This window comes from Lacticaseibacillus kribbianus, from assembly GCF_020180945.1.
GTDB lineage: Bacteria > Bacillota > Bacilli > Lactobacillales > Lactobacillaceae > Lacticaseibacillus > Lacticaseibacillus kribbianus.
Map to the genome: position 1 here is coordinate 1,336,245 of NZ_JAIPUL010000001.1, position 23,353 is coordinate 1,359,597.

General features: G+C 59.4%; 16 protein-coding genes. 4 read left to right on the forward strand and 12 right to left on the reverse strand.

Features of this window, described 5'->3' with window-relative positions; genetic code table 11:
* Positions 1-137 precede the first annotated feature (137 nt).
* From LE416_RS06440 to LE416_RS06455, 4 genes are all read left to right on the forward strand, one after another.
* Positions 138-959 carry an aldose epimerase family protein gene (locus LE416_RS06440; RefSeq protein WP_225047642.1) on the forward strand — a complete coding sequence of 274 codons (822 nt, stop codon included), beginning with the start codon at positions 138-140 and terminating at the stop codon, positions 957-959.
* Between the two features lie 5 nt (positions 960-964).
* Complete coding sequence (locus tag LE416_RS06445; protein ID WP_225047643.1) at positions 965-1,126, forward strand: hypothetical protein; 162 nt, start codon at positions 965-967, stop codon at positions 1,124-1,126.
* 582 nt (positions 1,127-1,708) lie between these two features.
* On the forward strand, positions 1,709-2,380 hold the full coding sequence (locus LE416_RS06450; protein ID WP_225047644.1) for a sugar transferase: 672 nt from the start codon (positions 1,709-1,711) through the stop codon (positions 2,378-2,380).
* A 33-nt stretch (positions 2,381-2,413) separates the two neighbouring features.
* On the forward strand, positions 2,414-3,508 hold the full coding sequence (locus LE416_RS06455; protein WP_225047849.1) for a phosphomevalonate kinase: 1,095 nt from the start codon (positions 2,414-2,416) through the stop codon (positions 3,506-3,508).
* Positions 3,509-3,586: 78 nt separating this feature from the next.
* Here LE416_RS06455 and LE416_RS06460 read toward each other — a convergent pair whose 3' ends face one another.
* The 12 genes from LE416_RS06460 to LE416_RS06515 form a co-directional block, all read right to left on the reverse strand.
* A complete protein-coding gene (locus tag LE416_RS06460; RefSeq protein WP_225047645.1) occupies positions 3,587-3,808 on the reverse strand; it encodes a hypothetical protein in 222 nt (73 codons plus the stop codon).
* Positions 3,798-4,400 carry a hypothetical protein gene (locus tag LE416_RS06465; protein WP_225047646.1) on the reverse strand — a complete coding sequence of 201 codons (603 nt, stop codon included), beginning with the start codon at positions 4,398-4,400 and terminating at the stop codon, positions 3,798-3,800. Before LE416_RS06465 ends, LE416_RS06460 begins: the two co-directional genes overlap by 11 nt.
* 218 nt (positions 4,401-4,618) lie before the next feature.
* Positions 4,619-5,953, reverse strand: coding sequence for an McrC family protein (locus LE416_RS06470; protein WP_225047647.1), 1,335 nt, complete (start codon positions 5,951-5,953; stop codon positions 4,619-4,621).
* Positions 5,937-7,790, reverse strand: coding sequence for an McrB family protein (locus LE416_RS06475; protein ID WP_225047648.1), 1,854 nt, complete (start codon positions 7,788-7,790; stop codon positions 5,937-5,939). The genes LE416_RS06470 and LE416_RS06475 overlap by 17 nt, the downstream gene beginning before the upstream one ends.
* A 252-nt stretch (positions 7,791-8,042) precedes the next feature.
* Positions 8,043-8,825: an ABC transporter permease gene (locus LE416_RS06480; protein ID WP_225047649.1), complete on the reverse strand. Its 783-nt coding sequence runs from the start codon at positions 8,823-8,825 to the stop codon at positions 8,043-8,045.
* 3 nt (positions 8,826-8,828) lie between these two features.
* Positions 8,829-9,728 (reverse strand): ABC transporter ATP-binding protein, encoded by a 900-nt coding sequence (locus tag LE416_RS06485; RefSeq protein WP_225047650.1) that lies wholly within the window; start codon positions 9,726-9,728, stop codon positions 8,829-8,831.
* Positions 9,715-10,071 (reverse strand): DUF1048 domain-containing protein, encoded by a 357-nt coding sequence (locus LE416_RS06490; RefSeq protein ID WP_225047651.1) that lies wholly within the window; start codon positions 10,069-10,071, stop codon positions 9,715-9,717. Before LE416_RS06490 ends, LE416_RS06485 begins: the two co-directional genes overlap by 14 nt.
* A 519-nt stretch (positions 10,072-10,590) precedes the next feature.
* Positions 10,591-13,935, reverse strand: a complete 3,345-nt coding sequence (locus tag LE416_RS06495) for a DEAD/DEAH box helicase (RefSeq protein WP_225047652.1) — start codon at positions 13,933-13,935, stop codon at positions 10,591-10,593.
* Positions 13,928-15,121 (reverse strand): sigma-70 family RNA polymerase sigma factor, encoded by a 1,194-nt coding sequence (locus tag LE416_RS06500; protein ID WP_225047653.1) that lies wholly within the window; start codon positions 15,119-15,121, stop codon positions 13,928-13,930. The genes LE416_RS06495 and LE416_RS06500 overlap by 8 nt, the downstream gene beginning before the upstream one ends.
* A gap of 483 nt (positions 15,122-15,604) precedes the next feature.
* Complete coding sequence (locus LE416_RS06505; protein WP_225047654.1) at positions 15,605-16,831, reverse strand: TIGR02679 domain-containing protein; 1,227 nt, start codon at positions 16,829-16,831, stop codon at positions 15,605-15,607.
* A complete protein-coding gene (locus LE416_RS06510) occupies positions 16,815-20,912 on the reverse strand; it encodes a TIGR02680 family protein (protein ID WP_225047655.1) in 4,098 nt (1,365 codons plus the stop codon). Before LE416_RS06510 ends, LE416_RS06505 begins: the two co-directional genes overlap by 17 nt.
* On the reverse strand, positions 20,905-23,313 hold the full coding sequence (locus tag LE416_RS06515; protein ID WP_225047656.1) for a TIGR02677 family protein: 2,409 nt from the start codon (positions 23,311-23,313) through the stop codon (positions 20,905-20,907). The genes LE416_RS06510 and LE416_RS06515 overlap by 8 nt, the downstream gene beginning before the upstream one ends.
* Between the last annotated feature and the right edge of the window lie 40 nt (positions 23,314-23,353).

Here is a 23,353-nt window from a genome sequence, read left to right on the forward strand (position 1 = left end):
TAAGCGTACCAGAATCCGCCGCATTCTCCTAGCCCTTTTCCCCAGCCCCCGACCACGACAGTCTCGAGCGGAAAAGCCTTGATTCCAGCGGGTAAATTCGGTACGATTGTAACAGATATGAAAGGAAGCGGTTACAGATGCAAATTGAGTCGGCCACCTTCGTCCGCCTGCGCGACGACAACATCACGCAGTACACCCTGACCAACGACGCGGGTATGAGCCTGAGTTTTCTCACCTTCGGCGCCCGCGTCTCGCGCGTGCGGCTGCCCGACCGCGACGGCAACAATCCCAACCTGACGCTCGGCTACATCACCTTCCAGGACTACATCAACGAGCCCGGGCTGTTCGGCGCCACCGTCGGCCCAGTCTTCGGATCCCAGGGTGACCTGCCCGAGCACTCCGGGCGCACCGGCTGGCAGAACTGGAACTGGCAGGCGGAGACCCGCCAGGACGAAAGCCACGTGCAGATTCGCCTGACGCTTGACCTGCCCGACGGCGCCGACGGCTACCCGGGCGAGCGCCACGTCACCGTGCTGCACACCCTCGACCAGGACAACCACTGGACCATCGACTGGCACGTCGAGACCACCGCGTCCCTGCCGTGCCGCCCGCTGATCAACATCCCGTTCGTTTTGACCGGCGACCCCGCCCAGTCCGTGATGAGCCAAAAACTGCGGCTGGACGCCGAGCGCGTCGCCCTGCCCGACGACCGCCCGGTGCGCTCCGAGTCCCAGACCGCCAGCCTGATCGGCAAGCGCTGGTCGCTGTCGCTTGAGACCGACGCCAAGGGCCTGGAGGTCACGACCTTCCCGGACGTCGACGAGACCAACTACTTCAACGGCATCCCGGGCCACCCGCACGTCGCGGTCGGCATCCGGCCCCAAAACGGTAACTTCATGCTCACCCCGGCGCGGCCGTTCGACCGATCCACCACGGTCACGCTGCACCGGCTGCAGTGAGCGCCGTGGTCGCGCCGCTGCTCGCCGCCGCAGGGCTGCTGCTGGTGGCGACGCTGATCACGCGGCGCCTGCACCTGGCGGGCCCGGCGCGCATGACGCTATGGGCGGCCACCGCCCTGCTGGTGCTCGGCGCACTGGCGGTGGCGCTGAAGGCGGCGCTCGGCTGACACCAAGACAAGAGCTGAAACGGTGGACCGCGCCCAAAGGCCGGTCCACCGTTTCTTTGCCGTGGCAAGCCCGCGGCACAAACATCGCCACCTGAATTCGGGTTACTGACACCCCCAGCACAAGCGCTCACCAATTGCTTTCAAGTCATTGGCACCCGCTGCGCCAGTGCTCACCAATCGCATTCAAGTCATTGGCACTCAAGACGATGGAACCGTGAGGACACCCTCCACTCTGTAGGGTGGAGGTGCGTGCGGGTCACGACTGGAGGCGGAGGGCCGGGGCGAGCCAGCGTGAAATTGCACTTAGTCGGCGGTTTGTGCCGGCTTAGTGCAAGGGCGGGTCGCAAGACCGGTTTTTGGGCTTGCGGGAGCCCCACGCGTTCCGCCGCCCCGGCCCGTAGCCGGAAGCCGTGGCCCGCTCGCACCGGAACCCGGCCGCCCCCACTCGGGTTTGTTAAATTCTACTAAAACTATTCATTCGCCTAAGCTAACCCTGAACAATTTGATATACTTGTAACATGTGTCACGACGCGCACCGCACGCCGTGAGCGAGTCTGTCACGGTTGGGAGGCCACGGGCGCGATGAATCACGAGAATCAGGATCAGGTCGAGGAGGCCAACCAAAGCACAACGGCCGCGCGACCGGTTCCGCGCCCGACAGTGTACCGCCGCTGCGGCAAGCGCCTGTGCGACATCGTGCTCGCCACCTGTGGCCTGGTGGTCGCCGCCATTCCGATGCTGATCATCGCTGCGCTGGTCAAGCTGACCAGCCCCGGCCCCGTCTTTTTCCGCCAGGAGCGCTTCGGCCAGGACAGCCGGCCGTTCGTGATCATCAAGTACCGCACCATGGTTCAAAACGCGCCGGTCAAGGCCAACAAGGACTTCACCAAGGAGGCCATGGCCTCCTTCGTCACCCCGCTCGGGCGGTTTCTGCGCAAGTCGTCTCTGGACGAGCTGCCCCAGTTTTTCAACGTGCTGAGCGGCAAAATGAGCTTGGTGGGGCCGCGGCCGCTTGCGGCCACCGACCGCGAGGTGCTCGACCTGCGGCAGGCCAGCGGCGCCGACCGGGTCCGCCCCGGCATCACCGGGCTGGCTCAGATCAACGGGCGCAACGAGATTAGCAATCCGGAGAAGGCCGCCTACGATGCCGAGTACGCCGCGACCTACTCGATGCGACGCGATCTTTCGATTTTTGCCCAAAGCGTAATCGTGATTGTCGCGCAGCGCGGCATCAACAGCAGTGCCTCGCACTAGCGAGGTGAGTTAAGAGTGAAGGGAACTGATGAAGTGGTAACAGCGCAGGCACCGGGCAAGCTGTTCATTGCCGGGGAGTACGCGGTGGTGGAGACTGGCTACCCCGCAATCATTGTGGCCTTGGATCAATTCGTCACCGTCACCGTGACGGAGACAACCGACGTCGGGAGCATCGTCTCCGAGCAGTACCAGGAGAACGCCCTGATGTGGCAGCGCAACGGCGACGAGATGGTCTTCGACAACCGCGACAACCCGTTCCACTACATTCTCAGCGCCATCCGCTACACCGAGCAGTACGCCCACGAGCTGGGGCGGCAGCTTACCGTCTACGACCTGCGCGTCGACTCGGAGCTCGACTCCGAGGGCGGCCGCAAGTACGGCCTGGGCAGCTCCGCGGCGATTACCGTCGCCACTGTGCGGGCGCTTGACGCCCTGTACCACCTGCAGATGACCAACGACGAGGTGTACAAGCTGTCCGCCATCGCCCACCTCGCCGTTCAGGGCAACGGGTCGCTCGGCGACATCGCCGCCTCCGTGTACGGCGGCTGGATTGCCTACCGGTCGTTCGACAAAACGTGGCTGGCGGAGATGCAGCGCACGCACAGCCTCAAGGCGCTTTTGGCCATGACCTGGCCGCAGCTGTCCGTCGAGCTGCTCAAGGCCCCCAAGGACCTCGCCCTCCTGATTGGCTGGACGGGCTCCCCCGCCTCGACCTCGCGCCTCGTAGACAAAATCGCCGTGTTCAAGGCCAACCAGCAGCCCGCCTACCGCGAGTTCCTGGCGGCCAGCCGCGCGGTGCTCGAGGACCTGATTGAAGGCTTCCACCAGGGCGCCATCGACCGGATTCAGGCCGGCATCCGCAAGAACCGCCTGCTGCTGGAGGACCTCAGCCGCCGCTCCGGCGTGGCCATCGAGACCCCGGCGCTGCGCAAGCTCTGCGACATCGCCGAGTCCTTCGGCGCCGCGGCCAAGTCCTCCGGGGCCGGCGGCGGTGACTGCGGCATCGCGCTGATCGACCGCCGCACCGACTTCACCCCGCTGCTCGCCCAGTGGCAGGCGGCCCAGATCGAACCGCTTCGGTTCAAGGTCCACGAGATTAAGCTGACCACCGCGTTCGCTTCGGCGTGAGCGGTGAGCAACAGCCCTGCGATTGTACACATTGAATGTGCAATCTCAGGGCTGTTTTCGTGTGTCTCACTGATTTGTTTACTCATCCGCCGCGTCGGCCGCGGCCAGTTGTTCCTCCAGCCGCTGGACCCGCGCCTCGGCCTCGTCGATTGCAGCCTTGACGTCGGCCAGGGTGTCACCGTTTTGGCTGAAGCCCTTGTACGCCGCCGTCGGGTAGTCGACGTCCACCAGCTGCTGCAGTCGGCGGTTGGCCTCCCCCAGCTGCTGGATCAAGCGGTCGAGCCGCGCCTCATCTGCCATGGTCGCGCCCCCAGGCCACCGCCTCGGGCGCCGGCGGCTGAACCGCCTTGCCCGCGCGCGCCAGCACCCACTGGTCGTAGTTCCACTCCTCCGTGGCTCGCCAGTTCTCCCGGTAGTCCCACATCGACTCGCGCTCGTACTCGACCACTGCGCCGCCCGCGCCGACCGACACCCAGTTGTAGCTGCCGTTCTCGTGCGTGAACTTCACCCACCGAATCGGGATCGGCACCACCGCGCCCTTCGCGTCCACGACCTCGCGCCGCAGCTTGTCGGTGCGGATGTACTCAAGGCCCGCGGCGTAATCCGGATCGAGCTCAGTGAAAACGCGCCGAGCGATGGCCTGCGCCTCCGCCAGGTCTGGCAGCGGCGCGTCCAGCGGCACCGTGAAGCGGTTGAAGCTCAGCAGCCGGTCGTCGTTGCCGTACACCAGCGTCGCGTGCGCGCGAAACGGCACGGGCGGCGCCTGCGCCTGGTAGCGCTCCACCCGCACTTTTTCCACATTGCGCGAGCGGTGCTCGGTCGCAACCAGGACGAACTCGTCCGGCAGTTGCAGGCTCGGTTGACGGACACCCAAAACTTCGATTGCGGTCATGATCTCGCCTCCATCGGGGTTACGGAAAAGCTGCCGGGCGGGCACGCGGTCGCGCCCGCCCCTGAAGATGAAGCCAGTATAGCCCGGAATCGGGAGTTCGGCAAACAATACGACTCGGAAGCAATCTCCAACTCGAATCCCAACTACCAAGCAGGATATCTGTGAGCGCATGAGTCTGCCCAGCTCATCAGCGTCTTGAACAAGGTTGTCACACCACTTCAGTTGGTTGCCGCAAGCAGCCTATCCACGAAGCTCTGTTCGCTGACGTGCATCAGGCTGACGAAATCATCATAACCGAGCTCGGGCGTCACCACCGGTATCCTCAATCCCAGCTTTGTGACGTCCACGCCCTCACGACCGATGACATCCTGCTCGTATGTAGAACCCTGATTCAGCTGCAACACGAGCGCTTCCTGCTGGTCTTGTTCGGGATAGAGGTAGAAGCCCCGTTTCGCATCGAATCGAAACATATAGGCCAGCAGCTGAAGATAGTCACGATTGCCAATATTTGCGCACGGCTTATACTTAGTGTCCGCGATTACGCGCGGATGTGCACATCGACTGATGAAGTCGGGATAGATCAACCCAACCTTACTCCCGGACAGCGTTGAAAAGAGCTTCTGCGCGCCGCTCTTACGCTTGTTCATCGGGTGAAAGAAGGCCCCGTGAATTAATTGGTTGACGTACTCCTCCCAAAGCCAGGCACCGTCAAACAGGATGCCACGCACGTGCTGAGTGCTGCCCCCGAGTGCCTGCTTCCTGTTCTTCAGAATGAAGAGGCACAGTCGCTGTAGCGCCTGGTATTCGGCATAGTAAGCATGGCGAACGGGTTGCTTCTCATTGACCTCAATCACCTTCCGCCGACTGGCCGATTGATACCCCGGCGTGGCGTTGATCACGGCCCTCACCTCGGCACTCACCGGCTGCAGAATCATCTCGCCGTAGCGCATCTGCTTCAGAAGTTCAATCGTGTGCCTTACCAACTCCATCAGCTGATTATCGAACGAGAATTCCCGCTGATTAGACGCAATTTTGCCGATGAAGGGTGTGTTGACTTGAATGTGGCGGGCAATGTCAATTACCCCCTTTACGGTCAGGTCATTATACTGTCGATTCACGTAGGCCTTGAACAGACCCTTGCGCATGGCCGACTTAAGATATTGGGGGAACATGAACTGCACGATTTGAAGAAGCTGCCGGTCTCGTCCGACATCGCTGTCCAGCGCCACAACACTCGGAAAATCGAATATCTGAGCCAAAAGATACTCAAAGAAAAAGTCCTTTGCACCACTCGAGAAGCGCGACGCAATCGTGAGACGTTCTTGCCCATGGCCGAGAAACCCCATCACGTTGCTCGTCCGGTATTCCGAGTTGACGTGCTGGAGAATCATCTGATCTTCGGTCAATCCATTGGAATGACTGACCACGGGTGGGAAAACCAGAAGACCTTCCCGCTCCAGCTGTAGTAGCGTCTTGTCAGCAACTGATTTCACAACATTTGGAATGCCGTCCAGCTCTGCCTGTTTATACCGCGTGTTATCCCTGAGCTGCATCGCTTGGTTCCTTGGTTGGATTGTCCGCCGGTGAGGCATTGTACGCCTTACGGAATGTCCCCATAATCTCATCCTCGTCGTACATGCCTCGCACATAATCGCGAAGCAAGGGTGCGAGATAGTCGGTCCATAGCTGAGCAAACGAGACTTCCTGCAACTTCAAGAAATACGAGGCCCCAACGTGATAGTTGTCGTTCAACTCATCGACGTCAGAGATTGCCTGATTGAGTGCCGTCATTCGTGAGACTGCCTTCATCTTCAGCTCTTCGCCGAGGCAATCCAGCATCTCCAGACGATCATCCGCCTTAATTTCGATGAAGCGAAAACGCCGTCGCATTGCAAAGTCGAACGTATCAACCGACCGGTCAATGTCGTTCATCGTCCCAATAATAAACACATTCTCCGGGATCGAGAACTTCTCGCTTGGGTTTTCATGAAGATTGGCGTACTGCGTCGACACCTCTCCAGCTGGGCCACGGTACTCGGGATCAATTGAAAAGAATAACTCGCCAAAAATCTTAGAAATCTCACCACGGTTGATTTCGTCAATGATAAAGACATAGGGTTTCATCGACTCGGGTTCAACGACGGTGCTGGCAACATTCGTCATTTTCGCCCTGATGTCTGCGTAGAGTGCAAGATCGTAGGAGAAATTCTGAGTCGCGTTGGTCTTGTTGAAGAGATGAACGACTTCTTTGACCTGTGTGAAGGTCTGATCCGACTCCAGCATCGTTCGCAACTCATTAATGTTCAGTTTCAGCTTGTTGGACACCTGGTTCTCCGGAATCGAGATGTTGATATGCTTCTCATCAAAGCCGGAGATGACGAATTTTGTTCCTTTCAACGTCTGAAGTTGATCAACACCCAACTCGACATTTTCAAAATAGGTGTCAATCATCTCTTGAGTCGTGACTTCCCTGGAAATGGTCTCCGGAGATTTGCGAGAGTTGTCTAGATTGCGCTGTGCACGAGCAACAAAGCGCTTAAATACCCCGTCCTGCAGCTCGAACGACATGGCGCCATCCTCGCTTGTTGTCGGACGCAAGCCTTCAACGAAATCCGAATAATCATAACTCGGGTGGAATTGGACGAACTCCACCTGCTGCTTTTGCTGATCCGTGAGCTGAGTGTAGTCATCGAATTCGCCGTGGCTAATAATGTCGGTAGCAATCTCTCTAGCCAGATACGACTTCCCGGTTCCGGGAGCACCGCGAAAGATGATGTTCTTCGCCTGAAGCAACGACTCCGAATACGGGTTGTTATACGTCACGCCCTGCTTTTGTTCAGCGTCATCGTTGAATTCCTGCGCACCTGGCAGTCCTTGGTCCCTCTTTTCCTTTTCTGTGTAGGTGAGAACAAAGCTATCGCCTTGATGCCCAAATCGCTTCAAGCATTCCGAGACGAATACAACGGTAGAAAAGATGTTCCAGCAATAGAAAACCATTTGCTTGTCAACGTCATATCGATAGACAACCGACTCAATCGAGTTACGATACTGCTTAAATGCTTCAACACTCTCAAAAATCCCGCGGATAACATCTGACTCTGGTCGGTACTGACACACAGGAAAGTTGAGCCGTTCTTCAGTCGACAGACCGAGCAACTGCTCCTCAAAAACCTGACATGCCAGACGAGGAAGCGTCTGATTCGTGCTACGCCACTCGCCTTTGGCATAGCGGCGATATTCAATCTCACCCTCATTAGGCTTGTAGTACACGTCCAACGGTTTATAGTTGTCACCCAGCGATAGGTTTGCCATCGTGAAGCGTGAGTCCGTCGACACGGTTTTCTCTGCGGTAATCGTTAGGGTAAAGTTCTTTTGCGAAAGCTCTGACATCTGGATTAACTCCCTCAACATAAGTATTCAGCAAAGCAACGGATTCACGTCCCGGGCATTCGTGCTGCCCCCGATAGCTGTAGGCTGTTCACACCCTATTATGCCGTTTATTCCGTAACTGCGAAAGACGTGTCACACGATTGGCCGTGAAAGAGTACCCAATGAAATACATCACAGGTCCGCTAAATCAGACAGACAAAAAGAGAACCCCAGTTAGTCAGAGTTCTCTAAACGAGGACCAAAGCAGTATCGCTATTTCCCCAAGTACATCCGCGCGTACACCCGGTACGCGGCGACCCCGCACACGACGATTCCGCCGATCAGCCAGGCCAGCGCAATCCAGATTGTGTTGCCGCCGACGCTGACGCCCGAATCGAGTAGCCCGCGCGCCACATTCACAATCGGCGTCATCGGCTGGTTGTCGGCGAAGACCTGCACCGCCTTGGCCATGCCGCGCGTCGGCATCAAAGCCGAGCTGACGAACAGCAGCATCAGCAGCACATAGGAGAAGCCGCCGGCCGAGGCGTAGTTGTCGGCCTTTAGCGAGAACGGAATCGCCAAGAGCGTGATGGCTAGGCCGAACAGCAGCGACAGGCCGAAGAAAGCCAGGAAGGCTCCGAAGGACGCGTGGACGCGGTAGCCCACCGCGATGCCGACCACCATCACCACGACCTCGGCCAGCACCATGAAGATCACGGACGCCAGCACGTGGGAGCCGAGGATCACCCAGCGGTGGATCGGCAGCGAGTGCAGGCGACTGAGAAAGCCCGAGGTGCGGTCGTTGTTAATGCGCAGCGACGTGTAGGCCGACCCCATCGCCATGGTTAATAGAAGAAAGCCGGGCAGCGCATAGCGCAGATAGGCGCCGGCCCCGCCGGCGGTGCCGGCGATGGCGATGTTGCCGCCGAGCACGAAGACGAAGAACAGCAGCATGAACACCGGCATGGCGATCACGGTGATCAGCGTGTCCGCGTTGGTCAGGTTCTGCCGCACGATCCGCGCGGTCAAGACGTTCAATTGCTTAATGACTTGCATGATTCACTCCATGCCGTTGACGGCCAAAAACACGGATTCGAGGTCGGCCTCGTCGCGGTTGTAGTGCGCGACGGTGATGCCATCCACAGTCAACACCTCAAGCCCCCGCGCGGCGTTCGCCTCATCCAGCGAAAGCGCGTCGGCCTTGTCGGCAAACGCGACCCCGCCGGCGGTCAGCGCCTGGCGGGCGCGGGCGCCCTGCCCGTCGGCCGCCTGCAGCGTGTAGGTCGTGGTGAGCCGCCGCTTGATCTCCGCCGGCGTGCCGTTTTTCACAATCACGCCGTCCTTGATGAACGCGATGTGGTCGGACAGCGCGTCCGCCTCGTCCAGGTACTGCGTGGTCAGAAACACCGTGGTGCCGGCGTCTCGGATCTCGCGAATCAGCTGCCACAGCGCCAGGCGGTTCTTCGGGTCGACGCCGGTGGTCGGCTCGTCGAGGAAAATCAGCTTGGGCTTGCCCAGAAGCGACATCGCCAAGTCCAGCCGGCGCTTCATGCCGCCCGAGTACGTCTTGACCTTGCGCGCCAGAAAGGAGCCGAGGTCCAGGCGCGCCGTGACGTCCGCGATGGTCGCCGCGGCATTGGGAATGCCCCGCAGCTGCGCGATCAGGCGCAGGTTGTCGCTGCCCGTGAACTCCTCGTCGAACGTCGTCTCCTGCGCGTTCAGGCTGATCAACTCGCGCACCTTGTTGCCGTCGCGCACCGGGTCCAGGCCGAGGACCCGAACCTCGCCGCCGTCCGCCTTGGACAGCGTCGCGAGGATGTTGATCAGCGTGCTTTTGCCCGCGCCGTTCTCCCCCAGCAGCGTGAAGATTTCACCCTGTGCGACGGTCAGGTCGATGCCCTTGAGCACCGCCAGCTTGCCGAAATTTTTCTTAACGCCATGCACTTCAATCGCGTTCATGTTGCTCTGCCTCCTTCACGGCCGCGCGCAGCCGGTTCTGGTACTTAATCAGCCACAGCTCGTCGGGGTACTGGGCCATGATGTTGTCGGCGAACGCGACCGGGTCGCCGCCCACCAGCTGCGCGACCGGCACCTGCTCCGCCGCGCTTTCCTGAAACATTCGCAGCATCTCCTCCAGGGGCACGATGATTCCCCCGCTGCGGGCAAAATTCCACAGGTAGGCCTGCAGCGCCAGCAGCGTCTCGGCGTACGCCGGCGGCAGCGCCTTGACGTCCCTCAGGAACTGCCGGTACCGCTTCTTGTCCTTCACCATCTGGTTCACACCATTAAACACGTTGCTCATGTGATCGCTCCTTCGCGCGGGCCGGCACGGCCGGCTCCGCCATCTCTTCTCTGTTTTGCGTTCCTCATTCTGTGCGGTCTGCTTAGCTATTCGTCAACGCTAAGTACCGGTACATAATAACGCCGAGTAGTTTGGCTGTCAACAGACGGCCGAAAGTTTTTTCGGGGCCGAGGCGACGCAAAGAGGAGCCGCGCATCTGCGCGACTCCCCGCCTCAATCAGTCTTCAACTGTGCTTGCCGGGCCGGGCTACTGCCGGTCGTCATCCTCACTATCCAGTTCATCGGCGCAAGGTCCGCTGCGTCGTTCTGGTCGGCCGCGTTTTCGAGCGCCTGCTGCACCAACTGCTCTGCCATCGCGTTGAGCTGAGGCTACAAGTTCGCAACGGCGCGATCAGCCGTTGTGCATGCACTCGTCCAGCGTCAACGTCCCAGAGCACTGCGCCGCCCGACGCCTCATCACGTTGTTGCGCATGCGTTATGCTCGACTAATCATTCGCCCTTCAAAAGTCAGCGCACTGTTTACTGCTTACCGGGTTTTGCCTTGGCCAGTGTCTCCTCGGCCCGCTTGACCTCTTCAGGGATGTGGCCCAGGAAAAAGTCTTCCACGCGATTCCAGAAGAACTCGGTGTAATCCGCCGCCACCTCGGCTTTATCGTTTCCCTGGCCTTTATGCGTGAAGAGGTACTCCAGCATTGCCACGTTCTGCCAGTAATCGCGCGTAATTTTCGATAAAATATCATTTTTGTACTTCGGGTTTTTGATGGCCTGTTCCATTCGGTACGTGTTGTTAATGCGGACGTAGATTTGCGCGTCACCGCCGCTGCGGGTCGAGAAAGTAATCAGGCCGAGACTCTCCAGGAAACCGACGTAGGCGAGCATTAACTCATACCGCTCGGATTTATTAGAACCGAAAGTGCGCTTGTAAAACAGCGTAAGTTCTTTATCTTTCAGTGTGAGGCGGCGATTTGGCTGCTCCTCAAAGAGTTGCGCGTTGAGCTCACGGATCTTGTCAAACAGGTTTGAAAATGTTCGCGTCACCCTGATTTGGTCAGCGCTGGCCTTAATGCGACGCGAGATGATGGCGTTCTTTGTGTGTTTTTCGTAAACATCACACAGATTGATGAAGCTCGCGACGACCGTCAGCGCCTCGGTCTCGGATTTGACTTCCGATACCCGCTGTTTAAGTGCGCTCGCCAGTACATCAGCCCGCAGTTGACTGCCCGAGTATGCATACTCGGAAAGGATGTCACGCAGGACCGTTTGGACGCGACTAGAAGCCGCTTTTGCGGCGTTCAAGCCGTCGTAATCGGACCAGGTCACGTCAATTTGGGTGGCAAAATCGAGTCGATCAAACACCTTCAACATCGGCTTTTGGGCGCGTTCCTTCTGGTCGAAGATTTGCCGTTTGAAATTTGGATAACTGTTCTTGCGATCCACGTGCCGCCAAAAGTCTGCCATCCGCAGGCTGTACACTGTCGGAAAGCCTTCTTGGGCCTCCCGAACCATATCGAGGTATGGCCCGAGTTTCGATTGAAGCAGGTGCGCGGCCTCCTCGCGCCGCACGAGCACAAGCTCCTTGCCAAAGACTGACTTTGGTCGCGCAACGAATGGTGCGTAGTTGTACGTCCCGTTGGAGGCGAAGTCCTTCTCGAGCATCAACAGAATGATTTTCAGCTTGTTGTCTGCCTGGTTGTCTTTATCGTCATCAAGATCGAGGACGTACTTGAAGTCCTCCGCGCTGATCACGAGGTTGCGGCTGCCGCGATTTTGCTTGTACAGCTCCAAAATCTTCTTCATGGCATCCTTGAGCTGCCAGGTTTTGATAGTGGACATGCCGTGCAGCTGCTTGACGTACTTGAAGTCATCCGGCTTCAGAAAATCGAAGACGGCATTCCCGCGCGGCACCAACTCATGCTTGCGTGCCACACGGCCGATTTCCTGAACGTAGTCAACCACATCACCGGTTGGGGCGTAGTGGTAGACGTTCTTAATGTCCGGGATATCAATGCCCATCCCGAATGCCTTCGTAGCAAACATGAACAGTGCCTTGCCGTCCTTAAAGTCATTCAGACTGTTGAGCTTATCAGGCGCTGTCATATTGCCGTAGTAGGCCCGACTCTGGTCGCCAAGCTTCGGCGTTTCCGAGATTGCACGCTTCACCGCGTTTAACAGCTTCACCGTCGGAAAATAGATTAACGTTTTTTCACCGTTACGAAGCCAGATCCGCATGCGCTTCTCGAGAATGGTGGCCTTCACCTCGAGGCTATCCCTGCCCTTCAAAGGATTGAGCTGCGTAATCTGCATGTCGATGTCGTCGCGCTTGACATAGCCGATGTAGCGAATCGGGTCGATCATGTTGAGGCTGTCGCGAATGTCCCGGAACATATCGCTCGTACCCCCGACTGTGGCGGTTGCTGTGAAGGTGACAATCGGGAAATGCTGCGCCTTGCGCAGCTTCTGCAGGTACAGGCCGAGGTACCAGTAATCCGCGCGGAAGCTCTTCCCCCAGGTCACAACGGTGTGCGCCTCGTCCACAATCACCATCCCGATGTGCCGATCGCCGATGATTTGGGTGATATCCGCCTGGTTTTGAAGCGTCTCCGGCGACAGGTAGAGCAGGTCAATCTCGTTGTTCTTGATCTGTTGAACAATCTCCTCCTTCTCGCTGGGCGCCAAGGCCGAGTTAATCGTGCGGGCATTCTGGATGCCGTGCGCCATCATACTGTCGACCTGGTCCGTCATTAACCCAATCAACGGCGAAATGATAATCGTCAGCGGTCGTTCTGCGGGATGCTTGGCAAGGAGGTACAGGGCCGGAATCTGGAACATGACGGACTTCCCGGCGCCGGTCGAGGCGGTGATGAACACGTCACGCGGCACTTTGCCCTTCAGTGCGACTTCCGCCTGATCCACAATATCCTCGATGATGCGGGCCTGTGAGACCTCGATGGTTGTATTGGCGCCAGAATCAGGATCCTTGTACATCTTCAACGGGCGAAAACCGTCGTAGTGCCAGTTCTCTTTCAGAATTGCCAGGTAGGCCGCTTCGTTCTGAACGGGGCGCAAAACCGGAATCTGGCGATAGCCGGTGATGCGGCTCGCAAACCCAAGCTTCACCAGGACCCGCAGTTGTTTCAACCGCTCTTCGCTTTGGGAGCTGTCTTCAAGCTTGGTCGTGAAGGCAACCTTCAAATCATGCACGGGGGCCTGGACAAGCTGAGTCATAAAGTGCTGAAAATCACTCTCGGAGGACTCGAGATTAAAGACCGACGCTTCCGCAGGCTCCTCCAGAATTGAGACCGGCACTACGTCGAGTTCGGCCGCCGTCCACAGCGGTTGCGTCTGAATTTTCAGTCGCGAGTCTTTGGGAACCTCGGCGCACCGGACATAATATGTCCCATCCAATCGGTCGATCTGCTCGTAAAACCGATAGAAAACGTCGGCCAGCGACGCAAGCTCATCGGGAAGATCCTCAGCATCATTCTGAGACAGCGACTGATAGGCTTCGTCAACGTGGTCAAAGGGCGTATACAGAGGCTGCAGGCGCGGGTACAGATTATTCTCGAGAACAAGCACCCGCTTGTCTCCAAAAAGTGGCACGCTCCACCCGGCGGCGTTCACTTGGAGAAATTCCTCGAAGGTGAGCCAGCACCAGTGACCGCCCTGAAGTGCGACCATCCACTTCGCATAGTCACTGCTGGATTGCTGGGCAATCTCATCGATGCCGGCCCCGACAGGCAGGCTGCTCAGCTTGTTTGGTAACGCCGCTAAGGAATCGGGCGCAAAGCCCTTCATGACAACGACACTGTCGGGTGTGTCATAACCGCGTGCCGCAATTGTTGTGTTAATGTCCAACTTACTCAATCGTATAGTCCTCCTTACCGTCTCTGTCCATCTTACGCTTCAAGCGCCTCAACGCTTTGGATTCAATCTGCCGAATCCGCTCACGGGTCACGCCCATCTGTTGACCAACTTCTTCGAGCGTGTGGGTCTGATCGTCCTCAAAACCAAAGCGCATGTCAATGACTTGCGCCTGGCGCGGTGTGAGGTACGCGGTCAATAACCCGTGGATGCTTTGCCGCGCGGACTCGTTCAGCGCCTCTGTCTCCGGATCAATGGCAGGCGCGAGCCCTCCGCTGAAGTCGGTCACGATGAAGTCGCCGAGCTCTGTACCCCCCTCGCCATCCGCCTCGATCAGCTTGTTCAGCGAGGCCGCGCTGCGAAACTGGTAGATCAGGCGCTGGTAGTCGTGATACTTGTCCAGGTCGATTTCTAGCGCTGCGCAAATTTCGTCAACGTTGATCTTCCCCAAGTCTTTAAGCTGACTCTGCTCGAGCCTAGTCATCTTGTTAATCTTCTCAACAAGGTGCACCGGAAGCCGGATCATCGACCCGTCATCGGCGATATGTCGGGTGATTGACTGCCGAATCCATTCCGTGGCGTAGGTGGATAATGATACGCCCATTTTCGGGTCAAATTTTTCGATTGCCTTGATCAGGCCCTCATTCCCATACCCGATCAGATCATCAAGGGTGAGGCAGGTGCGACTCGCCTGCCTAACGTACCTCAATGCGACTTTTCGCACCAGCCCCTGATTGGCGATAAAGAGATTCTCGTAGACCGCTTGGCTCCGATCCCGGCTTTGCTGGTACTCCGCCACCATCGCCGTATTATCAGCAAATCCGCGCTGGATGTGAATGGTGTCAAGCGTTCCGGCGTCGATGTCCGCGATCACCTGATTGGGATCAAAATCATCCACTGGTGTCGCATCTTTCTTCACGGGTAACGGATTGTTCTTCACTGGCGCTGGATTGTTCTTCACTGATGGCGTCATCGGACACGCTCTCGTCGGCACCGCATTTTTGAGGTTGCAGAGGAAGCCGTTCGCTTCCAGCGCTTCTCGAAAGGCCAGACCTTTGTACCCAAGGATCGGGTCCTTCACAATTCGCCCCGCCTTGAGCGCCTCCGCCAAGCCCGCCTGCACCTGAATGACGGAATCCGCGATGAGTCGCCCGCCATACCGCTCTTTCAGATAATCCTGCCACGTCAATCTAGAAGTCTCACGCACTCGTTGTGTCACTTCATCACCCCCAAAGAATTAAAAAAGGTCGTACACTAAATGCACGACCCTCCGAGGCTGATCTGCATCCGTCTATGGTGGGGCACGTTGCCTTTCGGTACGCTGCCGGTTGGTCACAGTGCATAGCCACTACCAACGCTCTTGATACATACGATCTTATTTAACTACATAATAGCGCGTGAGCATTCGATGTCAAGAGTAAACTGACACTTCTCCTCACTTTGCAAGCGCACAACCAGAATCTGGTTGCGTGTTACGACGGACTTCTCACGCTTCTTTTAAGGTCTAGTCCGACGATTCACCTCAATCCGCCATTTGTTTGCCGCTTCAGGATTGGTTCAATCGCTTCCAATTATTTCAAACACAAGCACGATTCTGTACCGGTGCTCAGCCCCCCCTCTGCAACCGGTGCTCGCCGGTTTCCGCTCCAATACCCGACAAGACTTGGTCCGATCAGTCCGCTTGACTCCCGTTAATCCGCTCAATTTCAGCCGCCAGCCGCGCAATAATGGCTTCCTGAAAGACCTTCCGGCGTTCCATCACCATCGCGTGCCGCACCGCAAGCAGCGGCGGCGCGGTGATGTTTTTGAGCTCGATAATCTGAGTCGCCACGTCGATTGGACTTGATTGGTCTGCCGCCTCCAGGTCCGCAACCGCCATGCCGAAAAAGCGGACGCGGTGCGGGTAGCGGTGCCACAGGCGGTTCGCCATCCCGAGCCCGGCGGCGTCAAGATCACTGGCGTAATAGATGGTCGAAGATTCCGGCAGCCGCGCAAGGAGCGCCCAGACGGCCGCACTGTACTGACCGCTGGTCATGACCATCGGCAGCGCGGGAAACCTCGCGCTCAAAATCGCGAACACACTGGAGTTTTCGATCAGGAACACCTTTGATCCCACCACCGGACGCACCGACGCCAATGGCAGCAGACTCATCATGGGCACGTTCCAGACGAGCCGTTCGGCAGCTGCCGCCTCAAACAACGTCGAATCGGCGGTCAGGTTCTGCACCGTGACGAAGTTCAGCACACTGTCTGGGACCAGGTTGACCTGCAGGTAACGCTCGAACTGATCTGCCGCGGTCTCAACCGGCCGATCAGCGCTGGCGGCAAGCAGCTTCAGGAGCAGCGCCCCCAGCGGTCGGTCACGATCGAGGGCGTGCGGATTGCCTGTCTGCTGGTAGGCGAACAGGGGCAGCGCGGTTGGCTGTGTTGGCAGGTGCTGCCACACCGCCTCACCCTGCCGAAGTAGGGCCAGCTCACCCGAGCGATAATAATGGCCCAGCTGACCGTCCCTCAGTAACTCTGCCACGTGTGGCGCGGTTCGCCGCGCCTCATCATCGAACGCTGCCCGAGCACTCTGCGCGACGACGCGCGCAGCCTCATTCGTAATCAGCGGTTTGCCCGTGACCGCAGCCACTACCGCAGTCAGCGGCAGCGTAGCGAAGGCGGTGCTGTCGTAGGCCCGTAGCACCAGCGCGACATCCAGGGTTTTGCTCGCCGTCCACTCGGTCGCACTGACCCCTAGGAAACTCATGACCGGTTCAGCCGGGTTCAGGCTCGCCTTGGCCACCTTACCCTTGAACTCACCGTACTGACGATAGCGCTTAGCCAGCGCCGCCATCAACGCCTGGAGCGCAGGCGCGCTTTGGAAGTACGCCCGTGCGTCACTCAGTGTTGCCATCGTCGTTCACCTCCATCCGATCATTGTCGCCGTCCGCTGGCATGCTGCTCTGCTTACCGTTCCAGTGAGTCTTAATCGCCGTGACCAAGTCGCTGCCCTGTCGGTGGAGCAGCTCGTAGGTATTAAGGCTTGGCACCGTCGCGTACTCGCCTTGGAGAAACTGGGAATTCATCACGTAATTGAAGCCTAAGCGATCGATGGTCTTGAATAACTCACTGATGTTGCGGTCGTCGATGCCGGCGAACGCCTCGTCAAGCGTGATGATGTACGGCGCGCTCGGCCCCGCGTTCTGGTAGCGCGAGTACATCGCCACAAGCAGCGGCGTGTACATCGTCACCGCCTTTTCCCCGCCGGAGAACTGGTTGAACACCTTATCGGTCAGCGGCCTGCGCTCGCGTCCGGCCTTGGAGAAAAACAGGTGAAATTCAAACCAGTTCCGGTAGTCAAGCGCCTCCTGCAGCACCACCGGCATCTGCGGCTGCGCATCGATCGCGGCGTAGGCCTTCTGACGGTCGCTGATCTGTGCGGCCAAGAAGCGCTGAAGCTTCTGCGTGTCCGCCTCGGTCAGCAGGCGGGCATCCTTGCGAAACAGCCGGACAATCTCCTGGGTGGTGGCGTCGCTGAAGTCGTCGCGGGGCTTAATCTGCCACGCGATGTGCAGCTTGAGCTCGGAGTTGTTCTCCTGCTCCGCCAGCACCTGGTTCATGCGCGCTACCCAACCTTCCGCGCTGGTGATTTTCTGCCGAATGACGTTGCCAAGGCTTTCGAAAATGATGGTCTTGAACAACTGCTCCTCGCTGCGCTGCATGGCCAGTCGATCACTTTCAACCTGATCGGTCAGCAGGGCCTTCAGCGCGCCCAGCAGCTGGTACAGATTGTCGATCATCGCCTCAATCACCATGCGCTGATTGCTCTGGGTGCGCCAGGCTGCAATTTCCGGCAACTCGGAATGCGTCGCCCAGTCGGGACTCTCGATGAACGGCCGGGTCACCTGTTGCGGGCGAAAATCCATCAGGACCCCGCTGTGCAGATTGAATTGCTTCCCCGCCCGGTCCAGCAGCGTCGTCAACTCCTCGTCGCTCGGTACGCTTGCTTGACGTGCCGCTGCTAGTGCGTCGTCCCCGCCGGCCGCCTTCACGGCAGCCGCCTGCGTTCCCAGGAACAGATCTGCAAGGCGCTGTGAGTCGTTTTGCGCCTCCTCTGCCCGTTTCAGGTCGGCTTGGGTCACCGCCAGCCGCTTGTCCGCCTCAGTATAACTTTCGGTCTGCTGCTTCTGCTCCCGCTGCAGTGCCTGTTCGCGCTGACGCAGCGCGGTAATCTGCGCGCGAATCTCGGCCAAATCACCCGCCGCGTCCAGCAACTGCTGATTGGCGGTGACCGAGGCCGTCACCGTGGTCACCGTCGCCTCGGCGTCTTGCGCCTGGCGAGTAGTGGACTCGAGCGTCTCGGCCGCATCGCTTGCCCCTGCTCGCTGTGCCGCCAAAAGCTGCTGCTGGGTGGCCAGGTTGCGCCAGCCAGCGTCCAAGTCCCGCATCGTATCACGGTAGGCCGACAACGCGATCCGGGCATCGCGGTAAGCCTGCGCCGTCTGCGCAAGGGCATCTTGGCTCATCAGACGACGCTGCTTGATCTGCGACGCTTGCTGGTTCGCCTGCGCCTGCCCCAGCCGCTGACTCAGGTCACGCTGTTGTCGGCGAACGTCGGCCATTTTGCGGTCGGTATCCAGAAGCTCCCGGTTCAACCCGCTCAGGTCATCGTCCACCGGCAGATGCTCCCGGTCGGCCGCAATCTGCTCGTGCTGGGTATTCAGTGCGTCGATTGTCGTGTTCAGCTCCCCCACCGTCGTCGCCAGGCCGTCGATCTGCGCTTGAAGCGCCTCAATCTGACGCTGACGCGTGCGCGCCTGCGCCGAGGCCCCGATGAACTGCGCCTGATAAGCCGCAGGGCCGTGGCCGGTCAGCACACCGATGTTGAAGTCGCCGGTCAGACTGACGGTGGCGACGCCGAGCTCACCTTGCCCAAGCGCCGCGCCGCTGACCTGCACCGTCTGCAGCAGGTTTTCAACCTGCGACTGAAGCAGTACATCGGCCTCGTCAAGGTCCGGCTGCAGGTAGTCCGCGAGCGTCTCGGCAAACATCACCGGTTGCGCGCTCAGGGTCTGATCACCCCAGACAAGGCGCCCATCCGTGACAACAAGTGCGTCCAGAACTCCGCTGGTGAGCAGCGCCCCTTCCAGCGCATCACGCGTGGTTTCGTCAACGGCGGCGCGAAAATCAACCAGCTGGTACAGCGGATGGCCATTTTCGGACTGCCGTGCCGTCGCCACCCGCGGCAGTCGCTCCGGAACGGGGTACGGCGCCTTGCGGATTGCTGCCTGCTCGACCAGGAGCCGGTCAATCTCTTTTTCGGCCTGAGCCTTTCGCGCCTGCTGCTCATGCCGCTCAGCGATCAGCGCCTGCTGAGCGGCCTCAAACGCCGCATGCAGCGGGCGAAGCGCCAGAGACCACTCCGGCATCTCGGCGGTGTACAGATGATCCATGTTCCGCTGCACTTCACCGATTACCTCCGGCGCCACCGCCGCGGTCCAGGAATCGCGCTGGGTCAAAAGAAGGCGCTTGAGTCGATCCAGCTCGTCATCGTACTGCGCCTGCCAGTTAAACTGCTCACGCTTCAGTCGATCCAGCTCCGCATTGGCCTTCTCCAACGCCTCATTCAGGCGCGTGACCTCACGCCCCAACTCATCAAGTGTGACGAACAGCTCGATGACCGCCTCAAGGTGCTGTCGGTACGGCGTGATCCGGTCATCAACGGTCGCGAACGCCACGCGACTTTCCGGTTCTTCACCGGCAACCAAGAGCACATGCTCGGCGGTAAAGCCGGCCTTCGCTGCGAAGTCATCGGCTGACTGCCGCAGCGTTGCCAACGCTGCCTGCTTGGCGTCCAATTCCTTCACAGCGGCCGCCACCGCCGCCTGTGCGCTGCGCAGTTTGGTCTCTGCCTTGATCACCCGCTGACGCAGCGCATCCCGCTGGCTGGTCGCTTTGGCCAGTGCCGCCGCCAGCTTGGCCGCCTCGTCCGCAAGATCGAACCCGGCGGAGTGCTCCAGGCGCTCCCGCTGGGTGAAGGCGGCCTGCTGATCGGCCTCAATGGTCGCCAAACGCGCCTTAGCGGCCGCCATCGTGGCCATCAAGGACCCCTGCTCGTCAGCCAGGCGCGTCACCTGCGCCTGGGCGGCCTTGGCCTCGCGCTGTGCCCGCGCCGTCTGCGCGACCACCTTGGCCAGCTGGGCATTTTGATACTTGGCGTAGGCGTTCATCAGCGGCTTGAGCTCCTGCAACTCGTTTTGATTGTTCTCGACGTTCTTGTTGATCGCCTCAATCTGCTTGAGGGTCTGGGCGCTCGCCTGCACGTTATCGACCTTCAGGCTGGGCAGCGATTCGGTCAGAATGGCCTCCAACACCTCGGGTTTGAAGTCGCTGTTAAGCTTCGGGCTGCGGAGGTTAATCATCAGCCGAATGGCATCGTCGAAGTCCTCAACGCTTTCGAAGCCGAATACGTGCGTCCGGACGTACTCGGCGTAGTCGTGCTGGTGCTCGAAGAATCGGCCACCGGTCTGCATCGCACGGCGCAGCGCCCGTTTCGGCAGCGGCGCCGCGCTGTCGCCGGTGTCGTTGGTTGTCAGCCGAAGCTCTTGACCGATGCGCCGCCCATCTTCAACGGCGAAAAACCACCGGGTCAGATCCCCACCGCGCCGGGCGTGGAGCCCCAGCCCCGTCGTCAGGTACTGCGCCCCGTTGCGGTACTCCGCCCACAGGTAGCCCACGGCCTCCTCTTTGTGGTTGGCGTCGTACTCTCCGAGCAGCAGGTCGGCCATCTTGCGGTCCCGACTCCCGAACGAGTCCATTCGTTGAGCGCTCGTCACCCCATCCAAAAGCACAGGCAGCAGGCTCTGCATCGTGACTGATTTGCCCGATGCATTGTGACCGCGCAGCAGCATGTGGCCGTCGCTGAGCTCGAACACCATCTCGGGGTAATACCAGAAGTTGACCAGCCCCATGCGATTTAACACGAATTTACTCATTGCTTGTCTCCTTTGCCCCGTACGTCCCATCCAGCCGCCCAAACAGCGGCGTGATGATCACCGCGGTCTCGGTCGTCCGCACCATCCCCGCCGACAGCGCCTGCGCCAGTAGCAACTCACTCATTTCCTTGACCGACCGCTCGCGATCGCTCTTGGCCAGCCAGTCATGATTGATGGCCGTCTGCTCGCCGACCATCGCGACCCACTGCGCCCGCGTCAGGCGAATCTGGCCGAACTCGTCCGGCTCCCAAGCGGACGCTCGCAGCTTGTGCCCCATCACCATCAGCAGATCATCAATGTTCCTGCCACCAGGGAGCTGGCCGAATCCCGCTCGGCGCTCCGACAGCGTCAACATCGCCACGTTTTTGGTCAGCTCGAACGCAAATTCTGTGTACTGAGCCAAAAATTGGTGCAGGGACGCGGCCTGATTGCGCATGTAGGTGAACAGCGGCACCGTCTCGGGCGTCCGACAGAGCCCCGGTGTGAACAGGAGCTCCTGCAGCACCTGCTGCCGGGTGGTCAGCTCGGTGCGGTTCGCCACCGCAGCGTGCCAGTCGGGAAAACCGCCGAGGTCGTCCACCTCGCGCGCCAGAAAGTAGGTCGAATAGGTCGTCGCCATCAGTAGGACCTCCAGGCCACTGCTCTCGTATCCGGCCAGTTCTCCATCGAGGCGGGTCAGCAGATTCAGCTGCGTCATCACATTGAGCACGCGCACCAGGCTGCGTCGCTGAGCGAACTGAGTCCAGTCCACCGCGCGCGCCATGATTTCATTCAGCGCGGTCACCATCTCCGACAGCAGGAACGGCTGATCAGCCCCGAGCGTCTCCGTGTACGTTAAGATCGCGGTCATGAATACGAAGTCCATCGGCTGTGTCAGACCGTTCACCGTCATGAAGCCGCGCGGCCGTGCCATCAGCTTCTCCAGCTTGTAGAAATCGGGGTGCTGAATCAGCTCAAGCCCCAGGTTCTCCAGGCACAACCGGCGAAGGTCAAGGAAGTTGCGGCGAATCAGCGTGTACGCACCGGGATTCTCTGTCGCCAGAATCACGCGATTCTCGGCCAGCGCCATCAGCGCCTGCGAGATGTAACGCAGCAGGTCGCGGCGCATCGCCCGCGGTAGACTTGCGTGGTCGCTGAGCCTCAGCTTGCCGTCATCCAAGTAGCGAATCCACAGTGCCTTGTAGGCGGCCTGCTCCTCGCGGTACTGCTTGGCAACCGCCGCCGACGCCGCCCGGTCGCGCTTGAACGGCTTGACCGCCACCCGCCTGCGGTTGGCACGACTCTTCGACGTCAGCTGGGTCGGACTCAACTTGAGCGTCCAGAGGTCCGTCATTGTACCCTGGGCATCCGCCTTCGGGGCCTGGATGTGCAAGGTTTTGTCGAAGCTGAGAAAGGCCGCGGCCAGCTGATTGGCTGCCTGGAGCTTCTCCGCTTCCACATCCGGTCCCTCCGCAATCTCAAGGAACCACTGCACGAGCTGACGGTAGTCCTTGGCCCGACTGCGTTGTTGCTGCAAGTTCGCGGTCAGTGACTGAATCACCCGGGTAATGCGATCCAGGGCGCTTGTGGTCTGCTGAATCAGGTTGTGATACTCACTCGGCCGCGATCCCGTGTCAAAAAACCACCGGTGCAGGGCCTGCCACTGGTTGTGAACCGATGCCGCGAGGTCGGCCTCGTCCGCAGCCTCGAAACTCGGCTGGGTCGTTTTCTGCCGCAGCAGTTCCGCTGCAACCTCTTCTAGCATCGACGACGGCAGACTGCGAATCGTCTCCTGGATCTCCGCAGCGCTCTGCTGCATCTTACGAATGAACACCTGCAGGTAATGGACAAACTCGGCCTTGTAGCCCAGAAATTCGCGCGTTTGAAGCATCTGATCCATCTGAACCGACGTCAGGTAGTTAACATACAGCGCGGCCCCCTGCTGAAGCTCCTCGAACAGCCCCATCACCTGCTGCCACTGATCCGCAAGATCCACCTCGTGCAGGGTAGCCAGCGGCGTCAACAGCTTGAGCAGCCGTTCGAAAAGATGGGCGTTCAGGTCGCCGGATTCCGCGTCCTCCTGTGGTAGGTGAGCCATCAGGTGCTCAATGGCGATGCTGGCCGCGGTGATTTGATAGCGAAAATGCTTGTTCTTGAACTCCTCGATGCTGCGCGCCTGGTTCATCTCCTGGCGCCGGGTCAGATTGCCGTTGGCCACCAAGTAGTTCAGATCGGCCTCCAGCTGCTCATCCGTGTAATCGGTCAACCCCTGCGCCCGCACGCCCTCGAGCAGCTCATCGCGGTACAGCGCCGCCCGCACGCTAAGATTCTGGGTGTAACAAAAATGCATGATGCGCCGGTAGCGACTGCTGTTCTCAACGTCGAGGTACGCGACCGCCCTGACTCGCTCGTAATCCGCCATGTGTCCAGCCCCCAATTTTTTCTAAATCAATAGGTTAAGT